The sequence below is a fragment of the Variovorax paradoxus genome (assembly GCF_029919115.1).
GTDB lineage: Bacteria > Pseudomonadota > Gammaproteobacteria > Burkholderiales > Burkholderiaceae_C > Variovorax > Variovorax paradoxus_O.
The window spans coordinates 1,936,093-1,961,923 of the sequence record NZ_CP123990.1 but is presented as its reverse complement, the minus strand read 5'-3'; the positions used below and the strand labels follow the sequence as shown (position 1 = coordinate 1,961,923).

Annotated in this window: 27 protein-coding genes; 12 read left to right on the top strand and 15 right to left on the bottom strand. The window is 65.1% G+C overall.

From position 1 onward, the window contains the following. The first annotated feature begins 30 nt into the window (after window positions 1–30). On the top strand, window positions 31–783 hold the full coding sequence (locus QHG62_RS09600) for a hypothetical protein (RefSeq protein ID WP_281150647.1): 753 nt from the start codon (window positions 31–33) through the stop codon (window positions 781–783). 37 nt (window positions 784–820) lie between these two features. Here QHG62_RS09600 and ppa read toward each other — a convergent pair whose 3' ends face one another. Continuing rightward, window positions 821–1,348 carry an inorganic diphosphatase gene (ppa, locus tag QHG62_RS09595; RefSeq protein ID WP_093019105.1) on the bottom strand — a complete coding sequence of 176 codons (528 nt, stop codon included), beginning with the start codon at window positions 1,346–1,348 and terminating at the stop codon, window positions 821–823. A gap of 254 nt (window positions 1,349–1,602) precedes the next feature. On the opposite strand from ppa, the gene QHG62_RS09590 reads away from it, so the two are divergent. After that, window positions 1,603–3,786, top strand: a complete 2,184-nt coding sequence (locus QHG62_RS09590; protein WP_281150646.1) for a sodium-translocating pyrophosphatase — start codon at window positions 1,603–1,605, stop codon at window positions 3,784–3,786. A gap of 13 nt (window positions 3,787–3,799) precedes the next feature. Beyond that, on the top strand, window positions 3,800–4,168 hold the full coding sequence (locus QHG62_RS09585; RefSeq protein ID WP_281150645.1) for a nuclear transport factor 2 family protein: 369 nt from the start codon (window positions 3,800–3,802) through the stop codon (window positions 4,166–4,168). Between the two features lie 10 nt (window positions 4,169–4,178). On the opposite strand, the gene QHG62_RS09580 is transcribed toward QHG62_RS09585, so the two are convergent. Further along, window positions 4,179–4,808, bottom strand: coding sequence for a TetR/AcrR family transcriptional regulator (locus QHG62_RS09580; protein ID WP_281150644.1), 630 nt, complete (start codon window positions 4,806–4,808; stop codon window positions 4,179–4,181). Window positions 4,809–4,917: 109 nt separating this feature from the next. Here QHG62_RS09580 and QHG62_RS09575 point away from each other — a divergent pair, with 109 nt between their 5' ends. Next, window positions 4,918–5,766: a metal-dependent hydrolase gene (locus tag QHG62_RS09575; protein WP_281150643.1), complete on the top strand. Its 849-nt coding sequence runs from the start codon at window positions 4,918–4,920 to the stop codon at window positions 5,764–5,766. Here QHG62_RS09575 and QHG62_RS09570 read toward each other — a convergent pair. The 8 genes from QHG62_RS09570 to QHG62_RS09535 form a co-directional block, all read right to left on the bottom strand. Beyond that, window positions 5,760–6,341 carry a hypothetical protein gene (locus tag QHG62_RS09570; protein ID WP_281150642.1) on the bottom strand — a complete coding sequence of 194 codons (582 nt, stop codon included), beginning with the start codon at window positions 6,339–6,341 and terminating at the stop codon, window positions 5,760–5,762. The two genes, QHG62_RS09575 and QHG62_RS09570, sit on opposite strands and share 7 nt — an antisense overlap. 216 nt (window positions 6,342–6,557) lie before the next feature. Beyond that, window positions 6,558–6,788, bottom strand: coding sequence for a hypothetical protein (locus QHG62_RS09565; RefSeq protein WP_012747462.1), 231 nt, complete (start codon window positions 6,786–6,788; stop codon window positions 6,558–6,560). Continuing rightward, complete coding sequence (locus tag QHG62_RS09560; protein WP_281150641.1) at window positions 6,775–7,143, bottom strand: hypothetical protein; 369 nt, start codon at window positions 7,141–7,143, stop codon at window positions 6,775–6,777. Before QHG62_RS09560 ends, QHG62_RS09565 begins: the two co-directional genes overlap by 14 nt. An 18-nt stretch (window positions 7,144–7,161) precedes the next feature. Continuing rightward, a complete protein-coding gene (locus QHG62_RS09555) occupies window positions 7,162–8,073 on the bottom strand; it encodes a DUF6999 family protein (RefSeq protein ID WP_281150640.1) in 912 nt (303 codons plus the stop codon). Next, window positions 8,057–10,012 carry a 3-oxoacyl-[acyl-carrier-protein] synthase III C-terminal domain-containing protein gene (locus QHG62_RS09550; RefSeq protein WP_281150639.1) on the bottom strand — a complete coding sequence of 652 codons (1,956 nt, stop codon included), beginning with the start codon at window positions 10,010–10,012 and terminating at the stop codon, window positions 8,057–8,059. Before QHG62_RS09550 ends, QHG62_RS09555 begins: the two co-directional genes overlap by 17 nt. 3 nt (window positions 10,013–10,015) lie before the next feature. Further along, a complete protein-coding gene (locus QHG62_RS09545) occupies window positions 10,016–10,975 on the bottom strand; it encodes a fatty acid desaturase (protein WP_281150638.1) in 960 nt (319 codons plus the stop codon). Further along, window positions 10,959–11,747 (bottom strand): sterol desaturase family protein, encoded by a 789-nt coding sequence (locus QHG62_RS09540; RefSeq protein ID WP_281150637.1) that lies wholly within the window; start codon window positions 11,745–11,747, stop codon window positions 10,959–10,961. Before QHG62_RS09540 ends, QHG62_RS09545 begins: the two co-directional genes overlap by 17 nt. Before the next feature lie 9 nt (window positions 11,748–11,756). Beyond that, a complete protein-coding gene (locus tag QHG62_RS09535) occupies window positions 11,757–13,331 on the bottom strand; it encodes a phospholipase D family protein (RefSeq protein ID WP_281150636.1) in 1,575 nt (524 codons plus the stop codon). A 130-nt stretch (window positions 13,332–13,461) separates the two neighbouring features. On the opposite strand from QHG62_RS09535, the gene QHG62_RS09530 reads away from it, so the two are divergent. Next, complete coding sequence (locus QHG62_RS09530; RefSeq protein ID WP_281150635.1) at window positions 13,462–14,016, top strand: peroxiredoxin; 555 nt, start codon at window positions 13,462–13,464, stop codon at window positions 14,014–14,016. Between the two features lie 48 nt (window positions 14,017–14,064). After that, complete coding sequence (locus tag QHG62_RS09525) at window positions 14,065–15,498, top strand: aldehyde dehydrogenase family protein (RefSeq protein WP_281150634.1); 1,434 nt, start codon at window positions 14,065–14,067, stop codon at window positions 15,496–15,498. Between the two features lie 21 nt (window positions 15,499–15,519). Here QHG62_RS09525 and QHG62_RS09520 read toward each other — a convergent pair whose 3' ends face one another. After that, window positions 15,520–16,413 carry a ZIP family metal transporter gene (locus tag QHG62_RS09520; RefSeq protein WP_281150633.1) on the bottom strand — a complete coding sequence of 298 codons (894 nt, stop codon included), beginning with the start codon at window positions 16,411–16,413 and terminating at the stop codon, window positions 15,520–15,522. Window positions 16,414–16,561: 148 nt separating this feature from the next. Here QHG62_RS09520 and QHG62_RS09515 point away from each other — a divergent pair, with 148 nt between their 5' ends. The 4 genes from QHG62_RS09515 (at window position 16,562) to moeA (ending at window position 20,500) form a co-directional block, all read left to right on the top strand. Continuing rightward, window positions 16,562–17,323, top strand: a complete 762-nt coding sequence (locus QHG62_RS09515) for an SDR family oxidoreductase (RefSeq protein ID WP_281150632.1) — start codon at window positions 16,562–16,564, stop codon at window positions 17,321–17,323. A gap of 65 nt (window positions 17,324–17,388) precedes the next feature. Then, a complete protein-coding gene (moaA, locus tag QHG62_RS09510) occupies window positions 17,389–18,540 on the top strand; it encodes a GTP 3',8-cyclase MoaA (protein WP_281150631.1) in 1,152 nt (383 codons plus the stop codon). Then, window positions 18,537–19,187, top strand: a complete 651-nt coding sequence (gene mobA, locus QHG62_RS09505) for a molybdenum cofactor guanylyltransferase MobA (RefSeq protein WP_281150630.1) — start codon at window positions 18,537–18,539, stop codon at window positions 19,185–19,187. Before moaA ends, mobA begins: the two co-directional genes overlap by 4 nt. Continuing rightward, window positions 19,184–20,500 (top strand): molybdopterin molybdotransferase MoeA, encoded by a 1,317-nt coding sequence (moeA, locus tag QHG62_RS09500; RefSeq protein WP_281150629.1) that lies wholly within the window; start codon window positions 19,184–19,186, stop codon window positions 20,498–20,500. Before mobA ends, moeA begins: the two co-directional genes overlap by 4 nt. Window positions 20,501–20,517: 17 nt before the next feature. Here the strand turns inward: moeA and rnhA are convergent, their stop codons facing one another. Next, window positions 20,518–20,967, bottom strand: coding sequence for a ribonuclease HI (gene rnhA / locus QHG62_RS09495; RefSeq protein ID WP_126746501.1), 450 nt, complete (start codon window positions 20,965–20,967; stop codon window positions 20,518–20,520). 49 nt (window positions 20,968–21,016) lie between these two features. Then, complete coding sequence (locus QHG62_RS09490) at window positions 21,017–21,787, bottom strand: class I SAM-dependent methyltransferase (RefSeq protein ID WP_281150628.1); 771 nt, start codon at window positions 21,785–21,787, stop codon at window positions 21,017–21,019. Between QHG62_RS09490 and gloB the strand changes: the two genes are divergently transcribed. Beyond that, entirely contained in the window at window positions 21,786–22,565 is a 780-nt protein-coding gene (gene gloB, locus QHG62_RS09485) for a hydroxyacylglutathione hydrolase (protein WP_281150627.1), read from the top strand. The genes QHG62_RS09490 and gloB overlap by 2 nt on opposite strands. Beyond that, a complete protein-coding gene (locus QHG62_RS09480; protein WP_281150626.1) occupies window positions 22,562–24,169 on the top strand; it encodes a transglycosylase SLT domain-containing protein in 1,608 nt (535 codons plus the stop codon). Before gloB ends, QHG62_RS09480 begins: the two co-directional genes overlap by 4 nt. Before the next feature lie 6 nt (window positions 24,170–24,175). On the opposite strand, the gene QHG62_RS09475 is transcribed toward QHG62_RS09480, so the two are convergent. Next, entirely contained in the window at window positions 24,176–25,009 is an 834-nt protein-coding gene (locus QHG62_RS09475; RefSeq protein ID WP_432445593.1) for an ABC transporter permease, read from the bottom strand. Next, on the bottom strand, window positions 25,006–25,821 hold the full coding sequence (locus tag QHG62_RS09470) for an ABC transporter ATP-binding protein (protein WP_281150625.1): 816 nt from the start codon (window positions 25,819–25,821) through the stop codon (window positions 25,006–25,008). The genes QHG62_RS09475 and QHG62_RS09470 overlap by 4 nt, the downstream gene beginning before the upstream one ends. Window positions 25,822–25,831 lie beyond the last annotated feature (10 nt).

Sequence of the window (25,831 nt, the reverse complement as noted above, 5' to 3'; positions counted from 1 at the left end):
GCCCAATATCCAACAGCAGAAAGAAAATAGATGCCATTCCTGGGACTGGGGCTGCACATCCTCATTGCGCTGTTTTTCGCGGTGCATGCAATGCGCCACGGCAAGCAGATGTACTGGCTCATCATTCTCTTCAGCTTCCCTGTGCTGGGCAGCATCGTGTATTTCATGGTCGAGTACCTGCCCGCCTCGCGCTTGCAGCGCACCGCGGGCAAGGTGGCGAATGCCGCCATCGGCTTCATCGACCCGGAGCGCGAGTACCGCGCGGCCACCGAAGCCTACGACCTCGCTCCGACGGCCCAGAACAAGCTCCGCCTGGCCAAGGCCGCACTGAACAAGGGCCAGGCTGCGGACGCGGTCGGGCACTACCGCGATGCCCTGAAGGGTCCGCTTGCTTCCGATCCGGAGTTGCAATTTGGCTTGGCCAGCGCCCTGCTCGCCGCCGGCGGCCCGGCTTCCGGGCGCGACGCCCTGCAGGTGATCGAGACTCTGCGTGCCACGCGAGACGACTACCGCAAGGACGAGGTTGCCGTGCTCACCGCCCGCGCACTTGCCGCCGACGGGCGCCATGCCGAAGCACGCGAGTCATTCGAGGCGGCGTTGAGCCGGTACAACACCGTCGAGGCCCGCGCCCGCTACATTGCGTGGCTGGCCCAGCAAGGCGATGCGGCCAGTGCGCAACGCCAATGGAGCGAACTCCAGCAGGCTGCACGCCACTGGAACTCGCACGCCCGTTCCGTCAACCGCGATTGGATGCGGCTGGCCGGAGACGCGGTACAGGGCTGAGGCAACGCCTTCCGGCGCCCGCCCTGCACCGAGCCGATTACTTCTTGTAGGCGGCAATGCCGTCGATCACTTCCTTCTTGGCGGCGTCGATGCCTTCCCAGCCCAGCACTTTGACCCACTTGCCGGCTTCCAGGTCCTTGTAGTGCTCGAAGAAATGGCTGATGGCCTTCAGGCGCATCGGGTTCACGTCGTCCACCGACTTCCAGTGGCTGTAGATCGGCAGCACCTTGTCGGTGGGCACGGCAAGCACCTTGCCGTCCACGCCGGCTTCGTCTTCCATCATCAGGATGCCGAGCGGACGGCACGGCACCACCACGCCGGGCAACAGCGGGTACGGTGCAATCACCAGCACGTCGACCGGGTCGCCGTCGCCCGAGAGCGTCTGGGGCACGTAGCCGTAGTTGGCCGGGTAGTACATCGCGGTCGTCATGAAGCGGTCGACGAAGATCGCGCCCGATTCCTTGTCGACTTCGTACTTGATCGGGTCGGCGTTCATCGGGATTTCGATCACGACATTGAAGGCGTCGGGAATATTCTTGCCGGGGGAGACTTTGTCGAAGGACATGACGTTTTCGAGTAGTTGAAAAGTATGAGAGGAGATGGGGACAAACCCGGAGTTTACTTTCCGTGTCACGGCACGGTCGCACGCGTTCCTGTATTTGCCTGTAAATTGCACCCGTTGGCCAATCGGCTCCGCACTTCGGTGCAGCGAGCTTCGAGGAAGCAACGCGACGGAAAACCTGGGTCCCGTACGCGTTGCGCGCAGGACCCATGCTGTCCGTCTCCACAAGTCACAACGAACGAATGGAGAAGCAAAGCATGATCGGCAACACCCCCCTGATACTCGCCATCGTCTGCGGCCTTGTGGCCGTCGGCTACGGTTTCTGGGCCCGAAGTTGGATTCTCGCCAAGGACCCGGGCAACGCCCGAATGCAGGAGATAGCGGCGGCCATCCAAGCCGGCGCATCGGCCTACCTCGCCAAGCAGTACACCACCATTGCGGTGGTCGGCGTCGTGCTGGCCATTCTCATCGGCATCTTCCTGGATGCGACCACGGCCGTGGGCTTCGTGGTGGGCGCGGTGCTTTCGGGCGCCTGCGGCTTCATTGGCATGAACGTGTCGGTGCGCGCAAACGTGCGCACCGCTCAGGCGGCCACCCAAGGCATCGGCCCGGCGCTGGATGTGGCGTTTCGCGGCGGTGCCATCACCGGCATGCTGGTGGTCGGGCTGGGCCTCCTGGGCGTTTCGGTCTTCTACTGGTTCCTGGCGGGCAACGGCAAACTCACGCCGGACCGCAGCCTTTCGGCCATTCTCAACCCGCTCATCGGCTTTGCCTTCGGCTCATCGCTGATCTCGATCTTCGCGCGACTGGGCGGCGGCATCTTCACCAAGGGCGCCGACGTGGGCGCCGACCTGGTGGGCAAGGTCGAAGCCGGCATTCCGGAAGACGATCCGCGCAACCCGGCCGTGATTGCGGACAACGTGGGCGACAACGTCGGCGACTGCGCCGGCATGGCGGCCGACCTGTTCGAAACCTACGCAGTGACGCTGATCGCCACCATGGTGCTGGGCGCGCTCATGGTGGCGGCGGCGCCGGTCAATGCAGTGCTTTATCCGCTCGCACTCGGCGGGGTGTCGATCATCGCGTCGATCGTCGGCTGCTTCTTCGTGAAGGCCTCGCCGGGCATGGTCAACGTGATGCCGGCGCTCTACAAGGGCCTGGCGGTGGCGGGCATCCTGTCGCTGATCGCTTTCTGGTTTGTCACGAGCTGGATCATTCCGGACAACGCCATCGCCCCGAGCGGCAGCCAACTGAAGCTGTTCGGCGCTTGCTTCGTGGGCCTTGCACTCACTGCGGCGCTGGTGTGGGTTACCGAGTACTACACGGGCACGCAGTACAAGCCGGTGCAGCACATCGCGCAGGCCTCGACCACGGGCCATGGCACCAACATCATCGCCGGCCTGGGCGTCTCGATGCGCTCCACGGCGTGGCCGGTGATTTTTGTCTGCATCGCGATCCTGGCTTCATACGCGCTTGCAGGCCTCTACGGTATTGCGGTGGCTGCCACCTCGATGCTGAGCATGGCAGGCATCGTGGTTGCGCTCGACGCCTACGGCCCCATTACCGACAACGCCGGTGGCATTGCCGAGATGAGCGAGTTGCCCGACAGCGTGCGCGCCATCACCGATCCGCTCGATGCCGTCGGCAACACCACCAAGGCGGTGACCAAGGGCTACGCCATCGGATCGGCCGGCCTGGCCTCGCTGGTGCTCTTTGCCGACTACACCCACAAGCTGGAAAGCTTCGGGCTGGCCATCAGCTTCAACCTGAGCGATCCGATGGTGATCGTCGGCCTCTTCATCGGCGGGCTGATCCCCTACCTGTTCGGCGCCATGGCCATGGAAGCCGTGGGCCGGGCGGCCGGCGCGGTGGTGGAAGAAGTGCGCAGGCAGTTCCGCGACATTCCCGGCATCATGGAGGGCACCGGCAAGCCCGAGTACGGCAAGGCCGTGGGCATGCTGACCGGCGCGGCCATCAAGGAAATGATGATCCCGTCGCTGCTGCCGGTGGTGGTGCCGATCGTCGTCGGCCTGCTGCTCGGCCCCAAGGCGCTGGGCGGCTTGCTGATGGGAACCATCGTCACGGGCCTGTTCGTCGCCATCTCGATGTGCACGGGCGGCGGGGCATGGGACAACGCCAAGAAGTACATCGAAGACGGCCACCATGGCGGCAAGGGCTCCGAGGCGCACAAGGCCGCCGTCACCGGCGATACCGTGGGCGATCCCTACAAGGACACGGCCGGCCCCGCGGTCAACCCGCTGATCAAGATCATCAACATCGTCGCGCTGCTGATCGTGCCGCTGGTGGTCAAGTTCCATGCGGGCGATGCGGCGGCAGCCATGCCGCACAAGGTGGAGGCGCCAGTGGCAGTCACCGCCCCGGCGGCTCCCGCCGCCTCCGCCACGCCGCCTGCACCGGTTGCATCGGGCGCCGTGAAATGAAAGCCCATACCTGATGCCTTCCACGGAAAGACTCGAGGCCTTCATTGCAGCCGTCGAAAGCGGCGCGCATGCCAAGGCCATCGAAAACTACTACACCGAAGACGCGACCATGCGTGAGAACCAGGCCGAGCCCCGTCGCGGCCGTGCCACGCTGGTTGCGCACGAGCAGGCGATGTTGGAACGAACCGAGTCCGTCGTTTCGACCTGCGTGCGCCCCGTGATCGTGAACGGCGACCACGTGGTGATCCGGTGGGTGTTCGATTTCCGCTTCAAGGGCGGCAAGACCATGCGCATGGAAGAGCTCGCCTGGCAGCGCTGGGCTGGCGACCGCATCGCCGAGGAAGAATTCTTCTACGACCCGGCGCAGGCCAAGCCGGCCTGATCGCCCTGCGCTAGCTGAAGCTCTCGGCCGCCACTGCCCGTACAAGGCGTGTGGCTGGAGCCACCAGCTGGCCCAGGCTTCCAGCCTGGTCTTGCTCGATGGCCTGGAGCACCAGTTCGTTGATGCCGCCCACCACCGTCATTGCCATTTCGCTGGTGAGGTGCGCCGCTGGCCCTTCTTGCGAACCGCCACCGTTGATGGCCAGTTGAATGAAGCTGGCGATTTCGTCGTTCACCCGGCGCCGCGCCGCAAGACCCGGCATGCCGAGGCCCAGAATCTCGACGAACAGCGTACGCAGCAGCACCGGGTCCTGCGCAAGGTAATCGAAATACGCGCTCATGGCCCGCTCCACCTGCGCGTGCCAGGGCTGCGCCGGATCGAAGGCCTCGCTGACCGCGCGCAGCGCCAGTTTGCTGGCAGCCTCGTACAGCGCAATCAGGCATTCCGCTTTGGTTGTGAAGTGCTCATAGAACGTGCGCCGCGAAACCGCTGCTTCGCGGACGATGTCCGCAATGGTTGTTTCTGCGTAGCCCTTGGCAGCAACCGCGCGCGCCATGCCCTCGAGCAACCTTGAATAATGCTCGTGGACCGCATCCCCGGAAGGGTCGGCAAGGGCTGGTCTTTCAATCGCGACACTCATGAAGGTACATTTTCCTACGCCTTGGTACTTGACGGTACCAGCCGGTATGCTCATTATTCAGGCAAGTGGTACCCGCGTGTACCAAAATGCTTGCCAGAGGATATTTCCGATGACCGACCTTGTCGTGCGCCGTCTCCTGATCGATCTGCAAACGCCCTTCATCCGCAACTGGTGCGGGGGCGATGCATTCTCCACCGCCTTCTTCAATGCGTTGTCGATGAGCTTTCCATTCGGCGAGCAGTTCTTCATCGATGCCGTGCGCGACACCGTGGCCACGCTCCCGGCAGAGGCACAGGAAAAGTATCGCACCCAGGTGCGCGGCTTCATCGGCCAGGAAGCCACGCACCGCCGCATTCACTCGCTGTTCAACGGCCACCTCGAAGCCCAGGGCTTCAAAGACGGCTGGACACCGCGCGCCGCCAAGCGCATGGAGCTGATGGAGGGTGCCGACCCCCGCCACGCACTGGCTGTTACCGCAGCTACGGAGCACTTCACGGCAATGTTCGCCGAGTGGCTGCTCGCCCACCCTGAAGTGCTCGACCGCGCCGAGCCGCGGCTGCGGACCATGTGGCTTTGGCATTGCGCCGAAGAGCTGGAGCACAAGTCTGTCGCCTTCGACATCTACAAGGCTGCCGGAGGTTCAGACCCATGGCGCACCCGCTGGTTTCGCCGGGTCACGGTCATGTTCCTGGGCGACCTGCTGCGCCAGACCGTCGACAACCTGCGCCATGAAGGCCAGTTGTGGAAGTTGGCAACGTGGAAGAGCGCCGCGCACATCCTGCTGAGCCGAGACGGCCTGCTGAGAGGAAACTGGCGGGCTTGGCACAGCTACTTTCGTGCAGACTTTCACCCTGCGCAGCAAGACAGCAGCCTTTCAGCGCGCTGGCTCGAAAACAACCGGGCGCAATACACGGCTGTAGGCGCGGCACCCGAGGCGGCCGCAGCCGCTGTTCAGTAGAAGCTGGCCCGGTGCGTGGGAGGGCTCGCGGCAGGCCGGTGGTCGGGCCGCATCGTCAAGTCGTGCAAGGTGTCGAAGTCCGAAGGAGCATCTGGAACGCGCATCACGGCTTCCAGTTCGTTCAGTGAGGCAACCCATTTGCCCGCGGCCGACTCCGCAGGCTCATCGTTGGCGAAGGTACCGTCGCGGATATACAGGGTTTCGTTGTCGGGGCGTTCGTCGTGCAGTTCGATCAGGCGCGCAATCGAGAAGTTGTACGTCACCAGCTTTTCGCGCGTGTTGCGGTCCTTGCCGCCGCAATTGAACGAGCCTTCTGCCGCAATCACGATGCACGAACCCTCGACGCCGCTGTCGACGTGGCTTCCGGTGCGCCAGATGGCATTTGGCAGCCGCACACGCACCTTGTCGATCACCAGGTCGCGCTGTTTGTTGAGGCTGCCAAGAGGAGGAACCAGCGAACGCAACTGCCGAAGGCGCTCGGCAAAGATGTTGTCCATGAAAAATTCGACGTGGTGCGTGGCGCTGCCGGATGAGCGCTTGACCACCTGCATGACAACATGACGTGATTTATTCATTGCAGGTCCTTCCGCACGGTCGCCCAACGCTGGGCGCCTTGCCTATACAAAATCATTGCGTCGAGTAAATTAGAACTTTTTATTGACTGCAATTACTTGCATCAATTGTGTCTAACTGTATATCGAATACCGCAAATAGGGAAGGAAATCTGCACCGCCGGTGCTCGGGCATGTCGCCAAAAAGACGCTCGGACGTGGCAGCCGAGCGCCGCCAGCTTATTCGAGCGACTCGTCGAGCGCCTTGCAGGAAGGCGCACAAACGGTTTGCGACTTGCCAAGCACCTGGCGGGTGCGCAGTTGCGACCGCACGCGGTGCTTGCCGCACATGAAGCAGGACATGGTTGCCCCGCTGAAAGACGCGGATGCGCGGAACGGGGATCCCGGTGCTTTCGACTTGTAACGCAAGCCATCGGCCACGACGGCAGTCTTCACCTCAGCTTTGGCCATCGGCTTTGTCCTTTTTGGGTTCAGTATTTCGCATGGCGCGTGCAATAACGTCTCTGGCGCGGACTTCGGCTGCAAGCGCCGCGTCCAGCGCCGAACGGCACAGGCCGGCGTGTTGATAGTTGAGATTTTCGTACACCTCGGCAGCCGCCGGATAGGCATCGAGCAAACGGCCCAGGTCGGCGCCTGGTTCCACGTCGCTGAATTCATGCACAAGGTGCTCGACCACCGAGCGGTACTGCTCCGCGCCCACGGGAACGGTGCTGTGCTCGAGCCGTTCCAGCAGTTGAGCCAGCACGTGGGTCACTGCCAGATCGGTCTTGGGAGACGGATTTTGGGTCGTGTTCATGGAGTCCATCTGGGGGCAGCATACGCTTTATGCAAGTGCCTCCTCCCGTATGGGGGTTGGCTCAGCCGCTGCCTCATGCGCAGCCTGCATTCGCCGGAGCAGGCTGTGCAGCATTTCGGTCGAGAGCCCATGGATGACCAGCCGATGCCCCGCCCGAAGCGTTGAAAGCGGCACCAGCGGGTGCTTGTTGTTCACCAAAATGAGGTGTTCGGGCGCTCCCAGCACGGTTGCCGCGTAAATGCCGATGGTTTCGTCGAGCTGCAGGGAGTTGGCGGCGCGCCAAAAGTCGTTATCGGTCAACATCAACTGGTAAAGCGGCGTAAAAAGCTCAATTGAACTCTGCAGATCAAGAAAATTGAGCTTACTGCGCGGCATGTCCGAAAGCCGCAACCCAGGGTCCTTGATCATCGAAAAATCGACATTCACCGCCTTGCCGAGCATGAGACCCTGATCGCGGAGCGCCTGGTTCAGGCGGATCACAAAATTGAAGAGGTTCAGGTCGTGCTTCAGGAACATCTCATCCCTGAGCGCATCGATGTCCGCGGGCTCCAGCGGCGAGGTACCCACCGGCACTGGCGAATTGCGGCCAATGAAGCTCAGCACCTGCGAGCCCAGATGGAAGTGCCGCAGGATCAGCCAGTTCGCCTCCGGCGAGACGAAGCGCTTCAGACCCCAGGCCAGGAGGTTGTGCAGCAGCTTGGAGTGCGACCAGTTGCGCGGCACGAACACCTTCACCACCTGGATCAGGATGATGGTCAGCCGCGCCAAGGGCCGCAGGAACGGCAGCAGGTACTGGCGCGAGCCCGAGCTCGAGTCGGCCAGCCAAGCCGCCTTGACCTCGTCGGGCAGTGGCGTGCTCTGGTCGAGGTAGAGCGCGAGCCAGGGGCTGGGGTCGCGCTCGTCGTGTCCCTGTGCAAGAAAATCAGGCGTTCGGCTCATGTGACATTCGCTCCGTGATGTGCTGAAACTGCATCAGGTACAGCGCGGCCGTGTGGCGCGCCGTGTCGATGATCTGACGGGCTGCGCGGCCCTGCCCTTTGGCATCTTGGCCATCCTTGCCCGCTTCCACAGCCATCACCATCTCGACTGCGGCGAGCCAGCGGTTCAGGTGGTTCTCGTCGTTGTGGCCGTGGTATTCGAGAAAGCGGAACGCATCGGGCGGCAGCTTCAGGCCGGCCTTGATGAGCGGCAGCAAGGCCGGCACGATGCGCTGCCCGGTGCCCTCGATGATGTAGATCGCGCCCAGAAGCCCGATGGGGTCGCGCGTGGCGGCCAGGCCATGAAGATAGGCGTTGAGCGCCTCCCCGCCGGGGTTGCGCCGCAGGTCGCCAATCTCGGCCACGGTACCGCCAGCCTTCCGGTAATCGCTGAAGAGAATGTTGAAATCGTCTTGTTCCTCGCCCGCATGCACGTCGATCAGCGCGGCCAGCGCCTTGTATGGGCCGGTCAGCGAAGCGGCGCCTTCGCGCATCCAGCGGCTGCCTTCGCGCACCTGCGGAACCCACTGCTCCATCCAGTTCAGGTAGTCGGGCAGCGCGAAGCGGCGTTCGCGGATCTGGCGGATCAGCGGCGTACGCCAGACGTTGGATCGGTAGTCGTGCCAGATGCCGGCCAGCTCGGTCAGCAGCGCGCCCAGGCCTTCAGGCGCGGCGGCGGGATCGTGCGGCGGCGCAATCGCCAACTCGTCATCGGCGGGCGCGGTTTCGGCAGCCGCGCGTGGGCTGGACACCGCCTGCACGGGCGCATCCGCCGCCTCGACCTCCAGCAGCATGTAGGCGGCCATGAAGCGGCCCGACTCCGGCACGTAGCAGAAGATCTGTTCACCGGGCCTCAGCGTCTTGGTGTGCAAGAACTCCGACAGCATGATCAGGATCGACGCCGCACCGGTGTTGCCGCGCCAGGCAAGATTGCTCCACCACTTCTCGCGCGGAATGGCGAGGTCGGCCTTGGTCATCAGGTCTTCGACCACGGGAATGAATTTTTCCGACGAGTAGTGGCACAGGAAGTGATCGACCCGCTTCGGATCGACCCAGCCATCGCGCACCAGCGTCGCGTATTCATGAATGCCGATGTCGAACAGGTGCGGCAGCAGGCGAATGTCTTGCCGCAGCGACAAGGCGCCGGCTGCTTCCGCCTCGGCCCAGGAGCCGTAGTCGAGATGGCCGCGCGTGCGGTCTTCGGTCAGGCCCAGTTGCATGCACACCGGGTAGTCGCCCGAGAACGCGCGCTGGTGCACCCATTTCAGCCGCAACCGCAACCCGGCGTTGCCCGCGAGGCCGGGCGTGCCGTCGGAGAGCAGCAGCGCGCCCGCGCCGTCGGAGAGCATCCAGCGCAGGAAGTGCGAATCGAAGTCCGTTTCATAGCCGCGCGCCGCGAAACGCGATCGCTTGAAAAGCCTCGAGGGCATTTCGCTGGCCACCGCAAGCGCGCTGCGGTGCGCGCCCAGCTCGATGCCTTGCGCGGCGGCCTGGATGGCCGACACGCCCGCGGCGCAGATGCCGTGCACCGACAAGGTCTCCATCGGCGCCGCCGCCAGTTCGCCCTGGATCATGTTGGCAAAGCCGGGCATGAGCGTGTCGCCGCCCGACGAACCGCTGGCCAGCAGCGACACGCGCGAAAGCTCGGCCCCGCCGCGCTGCAGGCAATCGCGAATCGCGCCCGCCGCGAGCTGCGCGTTGGTTTCGCGCGTTACGCCTTCCTCGTCGATTGCGTAGTGCCGAGTGAGGATGCCGTTCTCGGCCAGGATGCGCCGCTTGATGCGCTCCGACATGCGATTGAGCGGCGCAATGAATGCGTCCATGTGCTCGTTGGGAATGGGTTCGCCCGGCATGTAGTAGCCGGCGCTCTCGATGTAGACGCGTTGAAATGGAACAGGCATGGTTCAGTGGATTGAAGACTTGGGCGGCACGGAAGGCACAGGTGACATCAGCGAGCGGCTGCGAAAACGCGGCCACAGTGCTCCCAGCACAAACACGCGAACCATGTAGGACACCAGCCCTTGCTCGTTGAGCGCGGGATCGACCTGCGCGCGGTAGCGCGTGCGGTGCAATTGCGTGAGTTCGGACCAATGGACATGCGGGTTCTCGTGATGTGCGGTGTGCAGGCCAATGTTGAACAGCAACGGGTTCACGAGCCCTTCGAAATTGCGCGCGTAGTTCAGGCGGGTACCCGCGGTATCGCGCCGCGCCTCTGCCTCCGGCACGGGCCTGCGCCCGTCCGCATGCGCGTGCTGCAGATAGTTGGTGGCCAGCAGCCAATGCAGCCCATGCAATTGCGGCACGATCACGAGCAGCAGCGCCTTGCGCCAGTCGAGCAGCAGCAGCGCGCTCCAGCTGCCGAGCCACAGCGCGTACTGCGCCATGCAATAGCGCCAGGGCCCCGGCCGATGCCTGCGCAGCCGCCCGAGCCAGCCAAAGAACACGGGCATCAGCACCCACACTGCCTGGAACGGATGCAGCAGGTAGCCGCGCAAGTGATTGGTGTCGCCGCCGAAGCGATAGGTGCGCGCCACGTCCCGCGGCCCGTGCCGGTGGCGATGGTGGTTGGCCACGTGCGCGGGCCAGAACACAAAAGTCGGGTGCCCTTGCAGCAGCGTGATCCAGAAGTCGGTCACCCGGTTCATGCGCCGCCCGCGCCACATGCGCAAGTGCACGTGGTTGTGGTGGATCACGCCCACGCCCAGCGTCAGAAACAGCATCAAGCCATAGAGCAGCACCGCAAAGCCATGCACCCACTGCCATGCCGCGAGCGCCGGAAGCGCCATCAGGTACGCAAGGCTCTGCCAGTCGCGCCAATGGCGCAGGCCCGCCGGCCGGCGCGGCGCCTCAGGCGGGGGTGCCATGCTGCTGTCGGCGTTGCTGCTTTTCTTGAAAAGCCTGGAACTGCGGCTCGGCCGCGTCGGCGGCTATGCGTGTGCCGAACAACCGGTCCATGAACGTGAACTGGAAACCGTAGTTGCCGCCATGGCAGGCGTGGTGCAGATGGTGCCGGCGGCTGGCGGCAAACCAGTGGCTGTAAGACACCCCGGGAAAGAAGTCGTAGTTCGAATGACCGATGCTGTTGAAGAACAGGCTGAAAAGCGGCACCGACGCAAGCGACCAGAAACTGAAGTCATGCAGCAGCATCGGCAGCAGGATCACGTTGCCGAGCATCACCGCCTCGATCGGGTGAAAGCTGTACGTGGCCCAGGGCGTGGTCACCACCGACCGGTGATGCGGCCCGTGAAAGCGCCGCAACCAGCGCATGTGCAGCACGCGATGGTTGAACCAGAAATGCACGTCGTTCCAGACCGCGAGCACCACGATTTCAAGCGCGACTTGCCGCCAGCCCGCATCGGCGTCGAGCCGCGCCCAGCCCAACTGAAGCAAGCCCCACGGAAACACCATGCCCAACCCGAAAACCAGCACCGAAACGCCCGACTGCGTCAGTTCGCGGCGCAGCTGCCCCGGCTGCAGCGGGCGTGGATCGAGCACCCGGCCGATGCCGAGCGCCGGCAGCGCCCGCCGGGTCAACAGCCAGTTGAGAGCGCCGAACCCCAGGTAGATCGAGCCGAAAAACGCCAGCCCCCAGCACATCACCTGGAGGGCGGACAAATTTGTAAAGGTTTGCGCCATCCCCCGAGGCTACAGCAGCATTTCGGGAACCAGGGGCGCAATGATCAGGTTATGGAGCCGCTGAAAGAAAGTCGACTCCGGTTCCGAGGTCAGGATGACTTCCTTCTCTCCGTCGCTCGTGAGCCACTGCAGCGTGCCGGTGTCCTTGGCAAGGCGCAGGCGGTACGAGTTCTGCAGCTTGCTGATGTTGATGACACGCAGCATTTCGCGCGCCAGCTGGGGGCTGTCGACCACCAGGCCCATCTCGGTGTTCTGGCTTGCCGAACGTGGGTCGAGGTTCATCGAGCCGATGAAGACCCGCGTCTTGTCGATGGCGGCTGTCTTGGAATGCAGCCGCCCCAGCGACTTGCCGAACATGCCGAAGCGCTCGCCCGCGGTGGTGCGCTGCGGGCTCAGTTCGTACAGGTCGGCCCCGCCCTTGAGCAGCCGCTCGCGGTAGCGCGCGTAGCCGGTGTGCACCAGCGGCTCGTCGTTGGCGGCCAGCGAATTGGTGAGCAGCGTGAGCTTGACGTTGCGCTTTGCCAGGTCTTCGAACGCTGCCATGCCGCGCTCGCCGGGGACCAGGTACGGAGAGGTCAGGTCGACCTGGACCTTGGCGTCCATCAGCAGCGTCCAGACCTGCATCGTCACACTGGTGGCAATGGCTTCGTCCGCCGTCATGGTGGTCGGCTTTGTCGGGGGGTCAGCGATGGCGCGGGCCTCACCCCACAGCAAGCCCATGCGGCCGCCGTCGAGCTCTTCCGCAATCGGCCCGTAGCCCAGGATGTCGGCGGGCGGAAGCACGATCTTCGGCGGCGCCGCCGCCATGCCGATCCACGCGTCGAAATCCGCGGTGGTCGGCATCCGGCCGCCCTCCCCCTTGACGATGTCGGCAATGGGCCAGACCTGCTCGCTGTTCCAGTAGGCATCGAAGATCGACTCGAGCTGCGGCAACACCTTGCCCACCACCAGCGCGTCCATGTCGATGAAGTTCTGCGCCTCGCTCAGCACAAAATATTCGTCGGCAATGTTGCGCCCACCCACCACCGCCATCACCCCGTCGGCAATGAAGAGCTTGTTATGCATGCGGTGGTTGAGCCGCCCTATTTCGAGCGGCGACGCGGCAAAGCGCGAAAGAAAGCCGTTGCGTCCGCAACAAAACGGGTTGAACAGCCGCACGTCGACGTTGGGCGTTTCGGAAAGCGCCAGCAGCAATTGCTGGCTCTTCACCGTGTAGAGATCGTCCACCAGCAGCCGCACCTTCACGCCGCGGGCTGCCGCCTCGCGCAGCGCGCGCATCAGGAGGCGCCCGGTGGCGTCGTTCTCGAACTGGTAGTACTGAACCACCAGCGAACGTTGGGCGCGCTCTGCAAGCTGCACGCGCGCGTCCAGCGAATACACCCCGAGCGGCATCAGCCGCAAGCCCGAATGCTCCCCAGGCGGCGTCGAGGCCGCCACGATCTTTGCGAGCGTGGTGGAGGAGTCGACCGCTGCCGCCGTCACCGCCGCCCGCTGGCGCGCCGGGGGCAAAGAGCCGCAGGCCGCCAGGGACGCGATCACCACGCCCGCAAGGCAGATCCGAAAAAGTCGAGACCAGGCATTCATGATGGTAGACCGGTGGTCCTCTTTGGTTTTCTTCAACGATGCCATGGATAGCCCGCCGGTTTCATCCGGCCTCCTTCTTGATTTGCTCGCCCATCCTAGAATTCGCTCAACACCCGCTCGGAGTTACACCATGGCAAGACCGATCCTCTCACGCATCGCACTGATGTCGGTCGCGGCGCTTGTGGCGCTGCCCGCCAGCGCCGCCCTCGACATCGGCGATCCGGTACCCAAGTTCACAGCCAATGCCGCGCTTGGCGGCAAGACATTCCGCTATTCGCTGGCGGAGGCCTTGGCCAAGGGGCCCGTGGTGTTGTACTTCTTTCCGGCGGCCGACTCCAGCGACTGCTCCATCGAAGCCCATGCTTTCGCCGAAGCCGTCGACCAGTTCGCCGCGCTCGGCGCCACCGTCATCGGTGTTTCCGCGGACGACATCGACACCCTCTCGAAGTTCTCGGTCAAGTCGTGCCAAAGCCGTTTTCCCGTGGCCTCGGACGAAGCGAAGACCGTGATCAACGGTTTCGACGCCCTCATGCAGACGCGGCCTGACTTTGCAAACCGCTTGTCCTATGTGATTGCGCCGAACGGTACCGTGGCGTATTACTACCAGAACCTGAACCCGGACAAGCACGTGGAGCGCATGCTCAATGCGGTTCGGGCGCTGCCCCGGCCGGGTTCGCCCAGGTAGCAAGCGCGCGACGGCGGGTTTGCTGCGCTTCGCGCAAAATCCCGTTCCATGCAACTCAACTTCATCGCCAACGCCGACGTCCCGTCTTCCTCCGGCCGCACACTGCAGGTGCTCGACCCTTCCGACGGACAGCCCTTCGACGAAATCCAGCGCAGCAATGCCGCCGACATCGACTCCGCGGTGCGCGCGGCGCGCGATTGTTTCGAGGGCACCTGGCACAAGGTAAGCGCCGCCGACCGCGGCCGCCTGCTCTACAAGCTCTCGCAGAAGATCGCCGAACACGTCGATGAACTGGCGCTCCTGGAGCAACGCGATTGCGGAAAGCCGGTGAAGCAGGCGCGCGCCGACGCAGTGGCGCTGGTGCGCTATTTCGAGTTCTATGCCGGCGCCTGCGACAAGCTGCACGGCGAAACCATTCCCTACCAGGACGGCTACAGCGTTTTCACATGGCGCGAGCCGCACGGCGTTACGGGCCACATCATTCCGTGGAACTACCCGATGCAGATTTTCGGGCGCAGCGTGGGCGGGGCCCTCGCGGCCGGCAACGTGTGCGTGGTGAAGCCGGCCGAAGACGCCTGCCTTTCGCTGATCCGCGTGGCGCAGCTTGCAGCCGAGGTCGGTTTTCCGGCCGGTGCGCTCAACATCGTGACTGGCTACGGCCACGAGGTGGGCGACGCGCTCGCGCGGCATGAAGGCATCGACCACATCAGCTTTACCGGCAGCCCGAAGATCGGCACGCTCATCCAGCAGGTGGCGGCCGAGCGGCATTGCCCGGTCACGCTCGAGCTCGGCGGCAAGAGCCCGCAGATCATCTTTGCCGATGCCGACCTCGACGCGGCCATTCCGGTCATCATCAACGCCATCGTGCAGAACGCCGGGCAGACCTGCTCGGCCGGCTCGCGCGTGCTGATCCAGCGCGGCATTTACGAGCCGCTGCTCGAACGCCTCGGCCATGCCTTCGAGGCCCTGCGCGTCGGCCCCGCAGCCATGGACCTCGACGTGGGTCCGCTGATCCGCCAGACCCAGCAGCAACGCGTGTGGGATTTCTTGAGCGACGCCCAGGTGGCCGGCATTCCGATGGTGGCCCACGGCGTCGTGGTCGACGAAGCGCCCGAAACAGGCTTCTACCAGGCTCCCACACTGCTGCGCGACGTGCCGGTGAACCACCGCCTCGCACAGGAAGAAGTGTTCGGCCCGGTGCTTGCCGCAATGCAGTTTGCCGATGAGGACGAAGCGGTGGCGCTCGCCAACGCGACGCAGTTCGGCCTTGTTGCCGGCATCTGGACAGCCGACGGCGCGCGCCAGTTCCGCATGGCCAAGCGCGTGCGCAGCGGCCAGGTGTTCATCAACAACTACGGCGCCGGCGGTGGCGTGGAGCTGCCGTTCGGTGGGGTCAAGTCGTCGGGCTACGGACGCGAAAAGGGCTTCGAAGCGCTCTACGGTTTCACCACGCTCAAGACCGTCGCCATCAAGCACGGCTGAAGGCCCGGCCACGGCGGCCGGTCACCCCAGCGCCGTGTCCAGCAGCATCATCAGCACGAAGCCGAGCATCAGCCCGCTGGTCGCAAAGCTTTCGTGCCCCTTGCGGTGCGACTCCAGAATGATCTCGTGGCTGATCACGAACAGCATGGCCCCGGCCGCAAAGCCCAGCCCCCACGGCAGCAGCAAGACCGAGTGGCCGACCACGGCGGCGCCGAGCACCGCGCCGATAGGTTCGACCACCCCTGAAACCATTCCGATGAAGACCGCGAAACCACGCCTGTAGCCCGCCGCCAGCAGCGCAACCGCCACCACCAGGCCTTCGGGCACATCCTGGATGGCAATGCCTGTGGCCAGCGCATCAGCGCGCAACCCGTTGCCCGCGGCGTAGCCAACGCCTATAGCGAGGCCTTCCGGCAAGTTATGCAGCGCGATGGCGAACACGAAAAGCCACGTGCGCCGCAAACGGTGCGCCGTCTGCCCCTCGACGCCCTTGATGAAGTGCTCGTGCGGCAGCACGCGGTCCAGCAGCATCAGGCCAATGCCGCCCAGCAGGATGGCCGAGCCCATTACGCCGCCAGCGGCCCAACTGCCGCCGCCGAACATGCCGACTGTTCGTGCCGCGTCGAGGCCCGGAATGATCAGCGAGAAAGCACAGGCCGCCAGCATCACACCGGCCCCGAAACCGAACAGCGTGTCATGCAGCCGGTCCGGGAGCTTCTGCGAGAACATTACCGGCAGCGTGCCCAGCGCGGTGGCGAGGGCCGCGACCGAGCCGCCAAGCAAGGCGTTCCACACGAGCGGGTCTGCCTGAATGAATTGGCCAAACCTGACCACCAGTGCAAGCGCGCCGGCAGAGACGATTGCCAGGCCGATCCATTGGCGTGACGAAAGATCGGTGCGCTGCGTGTAAAGCACGGTTGCAAGCTCCTTGTGTTGAAAGAGCCCTTTGCGTGCATTCGGGTGCTGCGTACTCAGGCACCTGGATGATAGTAATTCTCAACAACCTCGTCCAGCCCATGGCCCGATACACTGCCCCGCTGCACTTTTTTCGAGGAGACACAGCGTGCGCGTCAAGGACAAATCCATCATCGTGACCGGTGCCGGCGGCGGCATCGGCGAAGGCATCGCCAAGCGGCTCGCGGCCGAGGGCGCCCAGGTGCTCGTGAACGACATCAACCCGGCAGCCGGCCAGCAGGTGGTCGAAGCCATCCTGCGCGACGGGGGCCGGGCCTCGTTCTTTGCGGCGGACGTGACGCAGTCGGCCCAGGTCAAGGCCTTGGTCGAAGCCGCGGTGGAGCGCCACGGCAAGCTCGACGCCATGGTGAACAACGCCGGCTGGACGCACCGCAACCGCCCTGCCCTCGAGGTCGGCGAAGACGAGTTCGACAAGTGCTACGCGGTCAACGTGAAGAGCATCTACCTCGCCACCGTTCACGCGGTGCCGGCATTCCGCGCCAACGGCGGCGGCTCGTTCATCAACATCGCCTCCACGGCCGGCGTGCGTCCGCGTCCGGGGCTCACTTGGTACAACGGCTCCAAGGGCGCCGTCATCACGACGAGCAAGTCGCTGGCCGCCGAGCTCGGCCCCGACAACATCCGCGTGAACTGCATCAACCCGGTGTTCAACCCCGACACCGGCCTGGCCGCCGAATTCGCGGGCGGACCGCTCACCGAAGAGCGCAAGGCCAAGTTCCGCGCCACCATTCCGCTCGGCCGCTTCTCGACCGCGCTCGACGTCGCCAACGCCGCGCTGTACCTCGCGAGCGACGAGGCCGCGTTCATCAGCGGCGTGTGTATCGAAGTGGACGGCGCGCGCTGCGTCTAGCGGCCTTTCCGAGTAGCCCTGTACGGCTCGGCCCATCCCCGATGGAGTAAATTGGCTTCTGCCCCATGAACAGCAAAAGCACAACCGTCATTCCGCTCTCCGAAATCGGCCGCGCACGCCCGGCGGTTTCGGTGCCGGAGGTTGCCGTGCCCACCACGGGCCATCTGCTCGACCGCCTCGGCCGGCCACTGACCGACCTGCGCATCAGCGTGACGGACCGCTGCAACTTTCGCTGCAGCTACTGCATGCCGAAGGACGTGTTCGACAAGGACTACCAATACTTGCCGCAAAGCGCGCTGCTGAGCTTCGAAGAAATGACGCGGCTCGCGCGGCTTTTCGCGGCCCACGGCGTGCGCAAGATTCGCCTCACCGGCGGCGAGCCGCTGCTGCGCAAGAACATCGAGGGGCTGATCGAGCAGCTTTCCGAACTCCGCACGCCGGCAGGTGAACCGCTCGCGCTCACCCTCACCACCAACGGCTCCCTGCTCCAGCGCAAGGCGGCAGCATTGGCCGCCGCCGGGCTTCAGCGCGTGACCGTGAGCCTCGACAGCCTCGACGATGCGGTGTTCCGCCACATGAACGACGTCGACTTTCCGGTGGCCGACGTGCTGGCCGGCATCGAGGCGGCGCTGGCCGCCGGGCTCGGCCCGATCAAGGTGAACATGGTGGTGAAGCGCGGCACCAACGAGCAGGAAATCCTGCCGATGGCGCGCTACTTTCGCGACAACCACGGCGGCAAGGTGGTGCTGCGCTTCATCGAATACATGGACGTGGGCGCCACCAACGGCTGGCGCATGGACGAGGTGCTGCCTTCGGCGGAGGTCATCGCGCGCATCGGCGCCGAGTTTCCGCTGGTGCCGCTCGAGGCCAGTGCGCCCGGTGAAACCGCGCAGCGCTGGGCCTATGCCGATGGCGGCGGCGAGGTCGGCGTGATCAGCAGCGTGACCCAGGCCTTCTGCCACGACTGCAGCCGCGCGCGCCTGTCCACCGAGGGCAAGCTCTACCTCTGCCTTTTTGCCAGCGCGGGCCACGACCTGCGCCCGCTGCTGCGCGGCACCGCCACCGACGAGGAGATCGCCTCCGCCATCGGCCACATCTGGCAGGGCCGCGCCGACCGCTATTCCGAACTGCGCGCGCTTCGCGGCCCTGAAAGCGCCGAGCACGACACCAACGACAAGGCGCCCCGGCGCGTCGAAATGAGCTACATCGGCGGATGACCCCACAGACACAAGAACCCATTTCCCCCAGCGAGATTACCGGCCTGCTGCTGGCCGGCGGACGCGGCACACGCATGGGCGGCATCGACAAGGGCCTGCAGAACTTCAACGGCTCGCCGCTCGCAATGCACGCCGTGTTGCGGCTGGGCATGCAGGTCGGCGAGGTCATGATCAACGCCAACCGCAACCTGGCCGCCTACGAGTCCTTCGGCGTGCCGGTATGGCCCGACAGCCTGGCCGACTACGCGGGGCCGCTCGCGGGCTTTCTGACCGGCCTCGAGCGCTGCGAAACGCCTTACCTGCTGACCGTGCCTTGCGACACACCGCTGTTCCCGCTCGACCTGTCAAGCCGCATGGCCGAGGCGCTGGTTGCCGACAACGCGGAAATCGCCATGGTCAGCGCCCCCGAAGCCGCCGCCGAACCCGGCGCGGCGCCGGTGCTGCGGCCGCAGCCGGTGTTCTGCCTGCTGCACACGGCGTTGCTCGAAAGCCTGGTGAATTTCACCCAGTCCGGCGGCCGCAAGATCGACGCGTGGACCGCGCAGCACCGCACCGTGCTCGTGCCCTTCGACCGGCCCGGCGATGCGCCCGATGCTTTCTTCAACGCCAACACGCTGGCCGAGCTGCACGCGCTTGAAAACCGATGAGCCGTATCGCCGACATTGCCGCCGCCCTTGCGGGCTATGACCCCCAGGCGCTGAGCGTCGACGGAGTGCAGGCCTTCCTGGCCCAGCTCGTCGCCCGGGCTGTGGTCTCCGAACGCGAAGAAGTCGGCGTGCGCGAGGCCCTTGGCCGCGTGCTGGCCGAAGACATCATCTCGCCGGTCAGCGTGCCGCCGCACGACAACTCCGCCATGGACGGTTTTGCCTTCGACGGCGCCATCCTGCGAGACGACGCGGCCACCGACGCGTCGATTGAACTGAACGTAGTCGGGACTGCACTGGCCGGCGCGGCCTGGCGTGGCTCTTTGGGTGCGGGCGATGCGGTTCGCATCATGACCGGCGCGGTCATGCCCGAAGGGCTCGACACCGTGATTCCGCAGGAGTTCTGCAAGGTCGACGGCGACCGCGTGAGCTTTCCGGCCAAGGTGCTCCGCCGTGGCGACAACCGCCGCTTTGCGGGCGAAGACCTGATGCAGGGCCAGCCAGCCCTGAAGCGCGGCGAGCGCCTGTCGCCCGCAGCCCTGGGCATGATCGCGAGCCTCGGCCTTCCCTCGGTTTCCGTGCTGCGGCGCCTGCGCGTGGCCTACTTTTCGACCGGCGACGAAATCCTGAGCCTCGGCGAACGGCCGCGCGAAGGCGCGGTGTACGACAGCAACCGCTACACGGTGTTCGGCCTGCTCACGCGCCTGGGTTGCGAGGTGATCGACCTGGGCCTGGTGGGAGACGATCCGGCCATGCTCGCCGCCACGTTGCAACGCGCCGCCAGCGAGGCGGACGCCATCATCACCAGCGGCGGCGTGAGCGTCGGTGCTGCCGACCACACGCGTGCCGTGATGCAGCGGCTGGGAGACATGGCATTCTGGCGGGTTGCCATGCGGCCTGGTCGGCCGATGGCCGTCGGGCTGATCCCGCGCGACCAGGCCTCTTCATCGCAAGCGGGCGCCGCCGTGCTGTTTGGGCTGCCCGGCAATCCGGTGGCCGTGATGGTCACTTTTCTTGCGTTCGTGCGGCCGGCGTTGCTACGCATGATGGGCTGCCACGACATTGCCGCCGCGCCGCGGCCTCTGCTGCGTGCACGCAGCGCGGGTGCCATCCGCAAGAAGCCCGGCCGCACCGAATACCAGCGCGGCTTCGTCACGGCCGTGACCGGCGCCCTGCCCGAGGTTCGCATTGCGGGCAACCAGGGTTCGGGTGTGCTGAGTTCGATGGTCGAGGCCAACGGGCTCGTGGTGCTGCACCACGATCAGGGCAGCGTGGCCGCGGGCGATGAAGTCGACGTGATGATGCTCGAGGACTAGTCCGGTCTGGATCCGGCTTAGATCCGGCCGAGGGCCTTGTCGACGCCCTTGTTGGCAAGCATGTCGGCCCGCTCGTTGCCGGGGTCGCCCGAGTGGCCCTTGACCCACCGCCATTCGATGACGTGGCCGCCTTCGGCCACCAGCTTGTCGAGCTTCTGCCAGAGCTCCACGTTTTTGACGGGCTGCTTGGTCGAGGTGCGCCAGCCCTTGGCTTTCCAGCCGCGGATCCATTCGGTGATGCCCATGCGGACGTACTGGCTGTCGAGGTAAAGAATGACTTTGCAGGGCCGCTTGAGTGCGGCCAGGCCCTCGATCACGGCCGTGAGTTCCATGCGGTTGTTGGTGGTGTTGAGTTCGCCGCCGAACAGCTCTTTCTCGGTGGCGCCCGACTTGAGCCACGCGCCCCAGCCGCCGGGGCCGGGATTGCCTTTGCACGCACCATCGGTGTAGATCACGACTTCGTTCAAAACTTTCTTTTCCTTCTTCTTTCAATCATTCGTTCATTCACTTGTTTGTTCAGTCGGCGTGTTCGGCCTTGTGCACCTTGCCTGCCAAGGGAACCGGAGCCGTTGCGCGCGCTGTGGCGCGGCGCCATTCGGCCCCCAGCAGGCGCATGCCGCGCACCCGCTTGACCGCCACCAGGAAATACACCGCTCCGAAAATCGGCCACCAGCGTTCTCCGGCAGAGTCCATCCAGCGGCAGCGCTCCAGCCATGCCTCGCTGCGCACGGCCGGGCGATAGATGCCAAAACGCCCTGACTCCACCTCGAAGCTCAGGAGCCGCAGCCAGTCGCGAAGCCGCCAGTAGCCGATGAACTCGCCGCCCTCGGGCAGAAAGAACTCGCCGAAGCCGAGCTTGCGATACAGGTGCGCACGGCGTTGCCGCATGCCCCACAGGCTGGCCGGGTTGAGGCCGCAGATCACCACGCGGCCTTCGGGCACCAGCACCCGCTCCACTTCACGCAAGGTGGCGTGCGGGTCGGGGCTCAGCTCCAGCGCGTGCGGCAGCACCACCAGGTCCAGGCTGTTTGCCGCGAATGGCAGCGCCGCAAAGTCGGTAAAAAGTGCGGCCCTGCCGGGTTGCTGCAAGGGGTCGCTCAGGGCCAGCCAACGGTGCGGCATGCGGTTGGAGCGAAGCCCTTCGATCTCGGTGGCGCCCAGCTGCAACGCGTGGTAGCCGAAGACATCCGCCACCGCCTCGTCGAACTGGGCCTGCTCCCACGCCAGGAGGTAGCGGCCGGGGGGGGTCGCGAACCAATCCTGCAAACCTATAATTTGACCGCTCATGACCCTTGTTCCGCTGCCCGCCTTCGCTGACAACTACATCTGGATGCTGCAGGACGGGTCCAACGCGATCGTGGTGGACCCGGGCGACGCTCAACCGGTATTCAACGCATTGACGCGCGACAAGCTGCAGCTCGCCGCGATTCTAGTCACGCACCACCACCCCGATCACACGGGCGGCGTGGCTGCGCTGCATGCGGCAACGGGCGCCCCAGTGTTCGGTCCCGCGCGCGAGCGCATTCCCGAGCCCTTTACACCGCTGTTGCAGGGCAGCAGCGCCGAAGTGCTCGGGCTGCGCTTCCAGGTCATCGACGTGCCGGGCCACACGGCCGGCCACATCGCCTACTTCTTGCCCGCACAGCAAGAACAGGCGCCGCTGCTGTTTTGCGGCGACACGCTGTTCTCCGGCGGCTGTGGCCGCCTGTTCGAAGGCACGCCGGCACAAATGCTCGCATCGCTCGACGCGCTTGCGGCACTGCCCGGCAATACACGCGTGTGTTGTGCGCACGAATACACACTTGCTAACCTGCGTTTCGCCCAAGCGGTGGAACCCGGCAATGCCGATCTGACTCAGTACACCGCGCACTGCGAAAGCCTGCGCGCGCAAGGGCAGCCCACGCTGCCCTCGCAATTGGCCATTGAACGCCGAATCAATCCTTTTCTTCGCAGCCGCGAAGCCACTGTCCTTAGAGCGGTGCGTGAGCATGCCGAGCTTTCTGCCAATGCTGGCGAAGCCGATGTGTTTGCCGCACTGCGCCAATGGAAAAACGACTTCCGATGAAATTTATCGCTGCTGCCTGCCTTGCAGGCTCACTGTTGCTCGCGGGCTGCGCGGGCACCACCGACTCGTCTTCGTCCGGCACTTCGGCGCAATCGACCGCCTCGCCTGGCGGCACCGGTTCCAAGGCGTCCGGTAGCGCCGCGCCGGTTTACCCGGGCGGTCCCCTCACCCCCATCACCAGCAGCGAAGCGCATTCGCAAAGCGTCGTCACGCTGGCACCGCCCGCCGACATGTGGGACCGCATCCGCCGCGGCTTCAAGATGCCCAACCTCGAGAGCGACCTCGTGCGCGACCGCGAACAGTGGTACGCCAGCCGGCCCGACTACATCCAGCGCATGACCGAGCGCTCGAACAAGTACATGTTCCACATCGTCGAGGAACTCGAACGGCGCAACATGCCCACCGAGCTCGCGCTGTTGCCGTACATCGAAAGCGCGTTCAACCCGCAGGCCATTTCGAGCGCGCGTGCCGCGGGCATGTGGCAGTTCATGCCGGCCACCGGCACCGACTTCGACCTGAAGCAGAACATCTTCCGCGACGACCGCCGCGACGTGGTGGCATCGACCCGCGCCGCGCTGGACTACCTGCAAAAGCTCTACCGCATGTTCGGCGACTGGCAGCTGGCGCTGGCGGCCTACAACTGGGGCGAAGGCAGCGTGAGCCGCGCCATTGCCAAGAACCAGCGCCTGGGCCTGCCCACCACCTACAGCGATCTTTCCATGCCGGCCGAAACCCGGCTCTACGTGCCCAAGCTGCAGGCCGTGAAGAACATTGTTGCGAACCCGCAGGCATTCAACACCGAACTGCCGCTGATCGCCAACCACCCGTATTTCCAGACCGTGACGCTCACGCGCGACCTCGACGTCGAGCTGGCAGCCAAGCTGGCCGACGTTCGGCTCGAAGACTTTCGCGCCCTGAACCCCGCGGCGCACAAGCCTGTGCTGCTCGCGGCCGGAACGCAGCAGATCCTGCTGCCCTGGGACAACGCAGCCGTGTTCCAACGCAACTTCGACGCCTATTCGCAAGGCCAGTACGCCAGCTGGACGGCATGGGTGGTTCCCAACACCATGACGGTGGCCGATGCCGCCCAGCGCTCGGGCATGAGCGAGGCCGACCTGCGCGCGCTCAACAGCATTCCGCCGCGCATGCTCATCAAGGCCGGCTCCACGCTCATCGTGCCGCGCGGCGCCCGCGTGAAGGAAGACGTGACGGCCGTGGTCGCGGACAGCGGCCACCTGAGCTTCCAGCCCGAGATCGTCAACCGCCGCACCACTGTCAAGGCCGGACGCAACGACAGCGTGGCCAGCATCGCACGCCGCTACAAGCTCGCGCCGGCCAACGTGGCCGAGTGGAACGACGTCAAGCCCAACCACGCCTTCAAGCGCGGCTACAGCGTGGTCGTGTACCTGCCGGTTCGTGCCGCACCCGCGGCCCGCGTTGGCTCGGGTGCCGCACCGGCCCGCGGCCGCACGAGCGCAAGCACCAAGGGCGGCAGCGCGGTGAAGGCGACCACCACGCGTGGCGGCAATGTGGCCAAGTCGAGCAGCAAGCAGCAGGTCGTGCGCGAAAAGCGCGGCGGCACCCCGGCAAAGAAAAAGCGCTGATCCGGCTCAGAGCTTTTCGGTCTCGCCGCTGCGCGGCTGCCACTTCATCAAGCGCTTCTCGATGAGGCCTACCAGCCCGTCGAGCAGCAGCGCAAAGGCCGTAAGCACCACGATGCCGGCAAACACCGTGTAGACGTCGAAAGTGCCTTCGGCCTGCAGTATCAGGTAGCCGACGCCGCGCGCCGACCCCAGGTACTCCCCCACCACCGCGCCCACGAAGGCCAGGCCCACCGAGGTGTGCAGGCTCGAGAACACCCAGCTGGTGGCGCTGGGCAAATACACGGTGCGCAGAAGCTGCCGCTGGTTGGCACCCAGCATCCTCGCGTTGGCCAGTACCACGGGGCTCACCTCGCGCACGCCCTGGTAGACGTTGAAGAACACGATGAAGAACACCAGCGTGACGGCCAGCGCCACCTTGCTCCAGATGCCCAGGCCGAACCACAGCGCGAAGATCGGCGCCAGGATGACGCGCGGCATCGAATTGGCCGCCTTGATGTAGGGATCGAGAATCAGGCTCGCCGTGGGCGCCAGCGCCAGCCAGAGCCCGCACGCCAGGCCCAGCACCGTGCCGATACCAAAGGCCAACACCGTCTCGAGCAGCGTGGTGCCCAGGTGGCGGTAGATGTCTGCATTGCCTTTCAGTCCTTCTGGAAACAGCAGGTTCGGCGGCACTTCGAAAGGCAGAAACCAACTCCAGATGCGTCCGGCCACCTGAATGGGCTCACCCAGGAAGAACGCGATCTGCTGGTTGCGCGACGCCAGGTGCCAAGCCACCAGCAAGACCACAAGCAGCGCCAGCTGCCAGAAGCGCGCGTTGCGTTCGTTCAGGCGCGGCATCATGCGGCTTTCCTCAGTTGCTGCGCGTAGCCCTTGAGCACTTCGTCGCGCAGCACTTCCCAGATCTGCGTGTGCAGTTCGACGAAGCGCGGTTGCGTGCGCACCTCGGCCACGTCGCGCGGGCGGGCAAGGTCAATGGCGAATTCGCCGATGGGGTGCGTGGCCGGGCCGGCTGACAGCACCACCACGCGGTCGCTCATCGCAATCGCCTCATCAAGGTCGTGCGTGATGAACAGCACCGCCTTTTTCTTGGCGCTCCACAGTTCGAGCACTTCGTTTTCCATCAGCTGCCGGGTCTGGATGTCGAGCGCGCTGAAGGGCTCGTCCATGAGGATGATGTCGGGGTCGAGCACCAGTGTTTGCGCCAATGCCACGCGCTTGCGCATGCCGCCTGAAAGCTGATGCGGATAGCGGTCGCCAAAGCCTGAGAGGCCCACGCGCGAAAGCCAAGCCTCAGCCTGCTCGCGCGCATCGGCATCCGAAACGCCCCGGTATTGCAGCCCCACCATCACGTTGGCGACGGCGCTGCGCCACGGCATCAGCGCTTCGGTCTGGAACATGTAGCCGGCCCGCGCGTTGACGCCGGCGAGCGTCTGGCCAAACACTTTCACCGTGCCCGACGAAGGCTCTAGCAGGCCCGCGCCCACGTTCAGCAACGTCGACTTGCCGCACCCCGTCGGTCCCACCACTGAAACGAACTCGCCCGCCCCGACGCGCAGCGTGGTGTCTGCCACCGCGGTGTAGCGCTGGCCCGGATCGTCTTTCGAGTGAAAGGTGCAACTGATGGAGAGAAGTTCGAGTGCGTAGTCGGACATGTCTGGCTGC

What these genes read in the sequence shown, in the direction of transcription:
- QHG62_RS09590 (WP_281150646.1), top strand. Translation starts at nt 1,603, where the DNA reads ATGATCGGCAACACCCCCCTGATACTCGCCATCGTCTGCGGCCTTGTG.
- QHG62_RS09565 (WP_012747462.1), bottom strand. Translation starts at nt 6,788, where the DNA reads ATGGCCAAAGCTGAGGTGAAGACTGCCGTCGTGGCCGATGGCTTGCGT.
- moeA (WP_281150629.1), top strand. Translation starts at nt 19,184, where the DNA reads ATGAGCCGTATCGCCGACATTGCCGCCGCCCTTGCGGGCTATGACCCC.
- QHG62_RS09580 (WP_281150644.1), bottom strand. Translation starts at nt 4,808, where the DNA reads ATGAGTGTCGCGATTGAAAGACCAGCCCTTGCCGACCCTTCCGGGGAT.
- QHG62_RS09570 (WP_281150642.1), bottom strand. Translation starts at nt 6,341, where the DNA reads ATGAATAAATCACGTCATGTTGTCATGCAGGTGGTCAAGCGCTCATCC.
- QHG62_RS09560 (WP_281150641.1), bottom strand. Translation starts at nt 7,143, where the DNA reads ATGGACTCCATGAACACGACCCAAAATCCGTCTCCCAAGACCGATCTG.
- QHG62_RS09530 (WP_281150635.1), top strand. Translation starts at nt 13,462, where the DNA reads ATGGCAAGACCGATCCTCTCACGCATCGCACTGATGTCGGTCGCGGCG.
- QHG62_RS09550 (WP_281150639.1), bottom strand. Translation starts at nt 10,012, where the DNA reads ATGCCTGTTCCATTTCAACGCGTCTACATCGAGAGCGCCGGCTACTAC.
- gloB (WP_281150627.1), top strand. Translation starts at nt 21,786, where the DNA reads ATGACCCTTGTTCCGCTGCCCGCCTTCGCTGACAACTACATCTGGATG.
- QHG62_RS09480 (WP_281150626.1), top strand. Translation starts at nt 22,562, where the DNA reads ATGAAATTTATCGCTGCTGCCTGCCTTGCAGGCTCACTGTTGCTCGCG.
- ppa (WP_093019105.1), bottom strand. Translation starts at nt 1,348, where the DNA reads ATGTCCTTCGACAAAGTCTCCCCCGGCAAGAATATTCCCGACGCCTTC.
- QHG62_RS09490 (WP_281150628.1), bottom strand. Translation starts at nt 21,787, where the DNA reads ATGAGCGGTCAAATTATAGGTTTGCAGGATTGGTTCGCGACCCCCCCC.
- QHG62_RS09575 (WP_281150643.1), top strand. Translation starts at nt 4,918, where the DNA reads ATGACCGACCTTGTCGTGCGCCGTCTCCTGATCGATCTGCAAACGCCC.
- QHG62_RS09475 (WP_432445593.1), bottom strand. Translation starts at nt 25,009, where the DNA reads ATGATGCCGCGCCTGAACGAACGCAACGCGCGCTTCTGGCAGCTGGCG.
- QHG62_RS09525 (WP_281150634.1), top strand. Translation starts at nt 14,065, where the DNA reads ATGCAACTCAACTTCATCGCCAACGCCGACGTCCCGTCTTCCTCCGGC.
- QHG62_RS09545 (WP_281150638.1), bottom strand. Translation starts at nt 10,975, where the DNA reads ATGGCACCCCCGCCTGAGGCGCCGCGCCGGCCGGCGGGCCTGCGCCAT.
- QHG62_RS09535 (WP_281150636.1), bottom strand. Translation starts at nt 13,331, where the DNA reads ATGAATGCCTGGTCTCGACTTTTTCGGATCTGCCTTGCGGGCGTGGTG.
- QHG62_RS09540 (WP_281150637.1), bottom strand. Translation starts at nt 11,747, where the DNA reads ATGGCGCAAACCTTTACAAATTTGTCCGCCCTCCAGGTGATGTGCTGG.
- QHG62_RS09585 (WP_281150645.1), top strand. Translation starts at nt 3,800, where the DNA reads ATGCCTTCCACGGAAAGACTCGAGGCCTTCATTGCAGCCGTCGAAAGC.
- QHG62_RS09470 (WP_281150625.1), bottom strand. Translation starts at nt 25,821, where the DNA reads ATGTCCGACTACGCACTCGAACTTCTCTCCATCAGTTGCACCTTTCAC.
- mobA (WP_281150630.1), top strand. Translation starts at nt 18,537, where the DNA reads ATGACCCCACAGACACAAGAACCCATTTCCCCCAGCGAGATTACCGGC.
- moaA (WP_281150631.1), top strand. Translation starts at nt 17,389, where the DNA reads ATGAACAGCAAAAGCACAACCGTCATTCCGCTCTCCGAAATCGGCCGC.
- QHG62_RS09555 (WP_281150640.1), bottom strand. Translation starts at nt 8,073, where the DNA reads ATGAGCCGAACGCCTGATTTTCTTGCACAGGGACACGACGAGCGCGAC.
- QHG62_RS09600 (WP_281150647.1), top strand. Translation starts at nt 31, where the DNA reads ATGCCATTCCTGGGACTGGGGCTGCACATCCTCATTGCGCTGTTTTTC.